The sequence below is a fragment of the Pseudomonas sp. 24 E 13 genome (assembly GCF_900004715.1).
Lineage (GTDB): Bacteria > Pseudomonadota > Gammaproteobacteria > Pseudomonadales > Pseudomonadaceae > Aquipseudomonas > Aquipseudomonas orientalis_A.
Genome location: NZ_CVTO01000033.1, coordinates 1 through 5,448, shown reverse-complemented (window position 1 = coordinate 5,448; position 5,448 = coordinate 1). Strand labels below are relative to the sequence as shown.

The window sequence follows — 5,448 nt, the reverse complement described above, 5'->3', positions numbered from 1 at the left end:
TGCCCCACAGAACGCCAGCGATGCGCTGGCCCAGGCCCAGTCCCATATCGACCGTGGCCACCTGAACCAGGCGGCCGATGTACTTGAGCAAGCGATCAAGCGCGAGCCCAAGCGCAGCGACCTGCGTTTGAAATTGATGGAAGTGTACGGGCTGCAAAATAACAAGGACGGTTTCGTCAACCAGGAGCGTCAACTGGTGGCCAACGGTGAAAACCATGCCCAGGTCGAGCAGCTCAAAAGTCGTTTCCCGGCCATGGCGGTGTTGGCGGCAGGCGTAAGTGCGGCAGTGGCCGCTGCGGCCCTGGACGCGCAGTACGTCAAGGACTTGCTGGAAGACAAGCCGGCTGCGCCTGCGCCAGAGCCTGTGGATACCGATTTCGATCTGAGCCTGGACGAGCTGGAGGCGGCATCGCCGGCTGAGGTCAACGACGATCAGCAGACATTCGAGGCGCTTCTTCAGCAGCAGACGGCAGCCAATGCCAGTGCCGACGACCTGTCGGACTTCGACCTGGATCTGCAACTGGATGCACCGGCGTCCGCGCAATCGGATGATGACTTCCTCTCCGGGCTCGAAGAGCAGATGAAGGATGCGCCTGCCGTCGAGCCGCCGACCCTGGCCCCTACGGCCCTGGATGACTTCGATTTGCCGGAAGATTTCGACCTCTCCCTGGCGGACGAGCCCGAATCGGCGGCCAAGCCGGACGCCTTCGCGTCGGAGCTGGATGACGTCAACGCCGAGCTGGACCGTCTGTCCCAGAGCCTGGAGCATCCCTCCATCGAGCCATCGTTCACGGCTGAAGATGCCGCGCTCGGTGACGATGAGCCCGAGTTCGATTTCCTCTCGGGCACCGATGAGGTCGCCACCAAGCTGGACCTCGCCCAGGCCTATATCGACATGGGCGATGCCGATGGCGCCAAGGACATCCTGTCCGAAGTGCTGACCGAGGGCAACGAGAGCCAGCGCGGCGAGGCCAAGGAAATGCTCGGCCGGATCTGAAGGCTGATAAACCTCCACTGTGGGGCAGGGCGTGCTTCTCCCCACAGTTGGCTTGGCGCCCCTCCCCAACAAAAGCGCCCGTCGCGCAGCCGTCGCCTTTATAATGCCCGCCTTCGCGCAACTCATCAGGCTCTCAGTTCTTGGCAAATATAGATAACGCGGCCGCCGAAATGGCGGCCGCAGGCTTTTACCGCATCGCCCTCGGCGTGGAATACAAAGGCTCGCGCTATCGCGGCTGGCAGCGCCAGGCATCCGGCGTGCTGACGGTGCAGGAAACCCTGGAAAACGCTTTGTCGAAAGTCGCTGACTCGCCGGTGTCGCTGATGTGTGCCGGGCGGACCGACGCGGGGGTGCATGCCTGCGGCCAAGTGGTGCATTTCGACACCCAGGCCGAACGCTCGATGAAGGCCTGGGTAATGGGCGCCAATATCAATCTGCCCCATGACGTCAGCGTCACGTGGGCCAAGGTCATGCCGGCGCATTTTCATGCGCGTTTCAAGGCCATCGCCCGGCGCTACCGCTACGTGATTTATAACGATCAGATCCGCCCGGCGCACTTGAACCAGGAAATTACCTGGAACCACCGCCCGCTGGATGCCGAGCGCATGGCCGAGGCCGCGCAGCATCTTGTCGGGGTGCATGATTTCAGCGCATTCCGTGCCGGCCAATGCCAGGCCAAATCGCCGATCAAAGAAGTCCACCATCTGCGCGTGACCCGTCATGGCAAGATGATTGTGGTGGATATCCGTGCCGGGGCATTCCTGCACCACATGGTGCGCAACATTGCGGGTGTGTTGATGACCATCGGTACCGGCGAACGTCCGGTGGAATGGGCCAGGGAAGTGCTGGAAAGCCGCGTGCGCCGTACCGGTGGGGTGACGGCGCATCCGTTCGGCCTGTATCTGGTGGAGGTGGAGTACCGCGACGAGTTCGAACTGCCGGAGCGTTTTATCGGGCCACACTTCCTCACCGGTTTCAGCGAACTTGGCGGCTGACGCCCGCAAGCGCTTTTGTTACCATCCGGGACTTTCTCGGTTCAATCCCTGAGGTTTCTACGATATGTCAGCCGTTCGCAGCAAGATTTGCGGGATTACCCGCATCGCAGACGCGTTGGCGGCGGTCGAGGCGGGGGCGGATGCCATAGGTCTGGTGTTTTACGCCAGGAGCCCACGCGCGGTGGATGTGTTGCAGGCCCGGGCCATCATCGCCGCGCTGCCACCGTTCGTGACCACCGTGGGCTTGTTCGTCAATGCCAGCCGGTGTGAACTCAATGAAACCCTGGATGCCGTGCCGCTGGACATGCTGCAGTTTCACGGCGACGAAACCCCGGACGAATGCGAGAGCTACCAGCGTCCCTATATCAAGGCGCTGCGCGTCAAGGCCGGCGACGATATCGCCGCCGCCTGTGCCGCTTATACGGGCGCGCGCGGGATTCTGCTGGACACCTATGTCGAAGGCGTTCCCGGCGGTACGGGCGAAGCGTTCGACTGGTCGCTGATCCCGGCGGGCTTGAGCAAGCCGCTGATCCTGGCCGGTGGGCTCACCCCGTCGAATGTCGGCGCCGCCATCGAGCAGGTTCGGCCGTATGCCGTGGATGTCAGCGGCGGGGTGGAGCAGGGCAAGGGCATCAAGGATCACGCCAGGATTCGCGCGTTCATGCAGGCCGTGCGCAACAGCAGCGGTGCGATGTGACGGCTGGCAGTCTGCCGCCGTCCATAACTACCACTGTGTAAAACAGCACCGGCGCCGCCCGCGGGAGGCCCGGAAACGAAGTGGCAACCCTGCGCTGGCAGGTTGTCTGGAAGGCTGAGGATACAGGCGGGAAATGGCTGGTCGAACCTCTGACCCCGTCCCGCCGACATCATCGCCACATATGAATTTAGCTCAAGGGCATACGCGGGGCTGTGTTCAAGCCACCGGTACTGGAGAAAGAAAGCATGAGCAACTGGTTAGTAGACAAACTGATCCCTTCGATCATGCGTTCCGAGGTGAAGAAAAGCTCGGTTCCTGAAGGTCTGTGGCACAAGTGCCCATCCTGCGACGCGGTGCTGTACCGCCCGGAGCTGGAAAAGACCCTGGACGTTTGCCCCAAGTGCAACCACCACATGCGTATTGGCGCGCGCGCGCGTATCGACATCTTCCTCGACGCCGACGGCCGCAACGAGCTGGGCGCTGACCTGGAGCCGGTCGACCGTCTCAAGTTCCGCGACAGCAAGAAGTACAAGGACCGTCTGGTCGGCGCGCAGAAGCAGACCGGCGAGAAAGACGCGCTGATCTCCGTCAGCGGCAAGCTGCTGGGCATGCCGGTGGTGGTGTCTGCGTTCGAATTCTCCTTCATGGGCGGCTCCATGGGTGCCATCGTCGGCGAGCGTTTCGTGCGCGCCGCCAACTATGCCCTGGAAAACCGCTGCCCGATGATCTGCTTCGCCGCCTCCGGTGGCGCGCGTATGCAGGAAGCGCTGATTTCCCTGATGCAAATGGCCAAGACCTCGGCGGTATTGGCGCGTCTGCGCGAAGAAGGCATTCCGTTCATCTCGGTATTGACCGACCCGGTATACGGCGGCGTTTCCGCCAGCCTGGCGATGCTGGGCGACGTGATCGTCGGCGAGCCCAAAGCCCTGATCGGCTTTGCCGGCCCGCGCGTCATCGAACAGACCGTGCGTGAAAAATTGCCGGAAGGTTTCCAGCGCAGCGAGTTCCTGCTCGAACACGGCGCCATCGACCTGATTATCCCGCGCGGTGAGCTGCGGCCACGCCTGGGTAACCTGCTGGCGCAAATGATGGGCTTGCCAACGCCTGTCTACGTCGCGCCTAAAGTCGAGCCGATTGTCGTGCCGCCGGTGCCGGCAAACCTATGACCCAACGTACCCTGGGCGAATGGCTCGCCTACCTCGAGCAGTTGCATCCGTCCGCCATCGACATGGGCCTGGAGCGCTCGCAACAGGTAGCGGCCCGCCTGGGGTTGGGGCGCCCGGCACCGCGTGTTATCACCGTAACCGGCACCAACGGCAAAGGCTCGACCTGCGCCTTTGTCGCCGCGCTGCTGCAGGCCCAGGGGCTGAAAGTCGGCGTCTACAGTTCGCCGCACCTGCTGCGCTATAACGAGCGGGTGCAGCTCAATGGCGTCGACGCGAGCGACGCGCAACTCTGCGAAGCCTTCGCCGCCCTCGATGCCGGGCGTGGCGATATTTCCCTGACCTATTTCGAGATGGGCACCCTGGCGGCGCTGTGGCTGTTCGAGCGTGCGCAACTCGATATCGTCGTCTTGGAAGTGGGCCTGGGCGGGCGTCTTGACACGGTCAACGTGGTGGACGCCGATGTGGCGCTGGTCACCAGTATCGGTGTCGACCATGTCGATTACCTGGGCGATACCCGCGAATCCGTGGCTTACGAAAAGGCCGGAATCTTTCGCCCCGGCAAACCTGCGCTGTGCGGTGATCCAGACCCACCGCAACCCTTGCTGGACAAGGTGCGGGAGCTCGATTGCCCGTTCTACCTGCGCGGGCGCGACTTCAATCTCCAGATCAACGATCAGCATTGGCAATGGTCCGGGCGCGATGCTCGGGGTCAACAGGTAGTGCTGCGCGATTTGCCGCTGCTGAACCTGCCGATGGAGAATGCCGCGCTCGCGCTGCAAGCCTATCTGTTGCTGGATCTGCCGTGGAATGCCGGGCAAATTGCCGCAACCCTGCTGGCGACGCGGGTTGTGGGGCGCCTGGATCGGCGCACCGTCGAGTGGCAAGGCAAGCGTCTTAACCTGCTGCTGGATGTGGGTCATAACCCCCACGCTGCAGAATACCTGGCGCAACGGCTGATGCGCACGCCATTGTCCGGCCGTCGCCTGGCGGTGTTCGGCTTGCTGGCTGACAAGGATCTTGATGGCGTGGTTGCGCCGTTGCTCGCCAGCGTTGAGTCATGGGCCGTTGCGCCGCTGGATACGCCGCGTAGCCGTGCGGCAGCTGAACTGCAGGTTGCCTTGCAGAACCTTGGTGCGCCGGTGGCGTCGTATGCAAGCGTCACTGCCGCCCTTGAGGCGCAATGTGCGGTGGCGACGGCCGACGACGAGATTCTGTTGTTCGGATCATTTTATTGTGTTGCCGAGGCGCTCGAATGGCTGGCCCGGCGCTCCACGGAGGAAGCTGCACATGGCATTACTCGATAGCGCATACAAGCAGCGAATGGTCGGAGCCTTGGTGTTGGTGGCATTGGCGGTGATTTTCCTGCCGATGCTGTTTTCCCGTCAGGACGAACAGCGCCAGGTGGTGGTTGAAGCGCCCGCTGCGCCTCAGGCGCCGGTGGTGCCCCAGGTTCAGGTGGAACCGGTGGTGGTGCCTGAACCGCAGGCCCTGCCTGAGGAAGAGCCCGTGCCGACCGATGCCGAGGTCGCTGCCCAGCAGGCGCCTTCCATGCCGGTGCAGCCGAGTGTTCCTGTGGTCAAACCGGCTCCGTCA

At 63.0% G+C, this 5,448-nt stretch carries 5 protein-coding genes and 1 pseudogene; all 6 read left to right on the top strand.

What is annotated here, in order from left to right:
- Positions 1 to 997 (top strand): FimV/HubP family polar landmark protein (locus BFP90_RS01450; protein ID WP_305118333.1); only part of this gene is annotated, 997 nt, incomplete at its 5' end.
- 170 nt (positions 998 to 1,167) lie between these two features.
- Positions 1,168 to 1,992: a tRNA pseudouridine(38-40) synthase TruA gene (gene truA, locus BFP90_RS01445; RefSeq protein ID WP_065892466.1), complete on the top strand. Its 825-nt coding sequence runs from the start codon at positions 1,168 to 1,170 to the stop codon at positions 1,990 to 1,992.
- A gap of 64 nt (positions 1,993 to 2,056) precedes the next feature.
- Positions 2,057 to 2,689 carry a phosphoribosylanthranilate isomerase gene (locus BFP90_RS01440; protein WP_065895784.1) on the top strand — a complete coding sequence of 211 codons (633 nt, stop codon included), beginning with the start codon at positions 2,057 to 2,059 and terminating at the stop codon, positions 2,687 to 2,689.
- Between the two features lie 245 nt (positions 2,690 to 2,934).
- Positions 2,935 to 3,855: an acetyl-CoA carboxylase, carboxyltransferase subunit beta gene (gene accD / locus BFP90_RS01435; protein WP_005789754.1), complete on the top strand. Its 921-nt coding sequence runs from the start codon at positions 2,935 to 2,937 to the stop codon at positions 3,853 to 3,855.
- Entirely contained in the window at positions 3,852 to 5,159 is a 1,308-nt protein-coding gene (gene folC, locus BFP90_RS01430; protein ID WP_065895783.1) for a bifunctional tetrahydrofolate synthase/dihydrofolate synthase, read from the top strand. Before accD ends, folC begins: the two co-directional genes overlap by 4 nt.
- Positions 5,143 to 5,448: pseudogene (locus tag BFP90_RS01425) on the top strand (SPOR domain-containing protein); the annotation flags it as partial. The gene folC and the pseudogene BFP90_RS01425, both read left to right, overlap by 17 nt.

Bases quoted from the DNA above. Each gene is read 5' to 3' on its own strand.
- BFP90_RS01440 (WP_065895784.1), top strand. From the start codon at position 2,057: ATGTCAGCCGTTCGCAGCAAGATTTGCGGGATTACCCGCATCGCAGAC.
- truA (WP_065892466.1), top strand. From the start codon at position 1,168: ATGGCGGCCGCAGGCTTTTACCGCATCGCCCTCGGCGTGGAATACAAA.
- accD (WP_005789754.1), top strand. From the start codon at position 2,935: ATGAGCAACTGGTTAGTAGACAAACTGATCCCTTCGATCATGCGTTCC.
- folC (WP_065895783.1), top strand. From the start codon at position 3,852: ATGACCCAACGTACCCTGGGCGAATGGCTCGCCTACCTCGAGCAGTTG.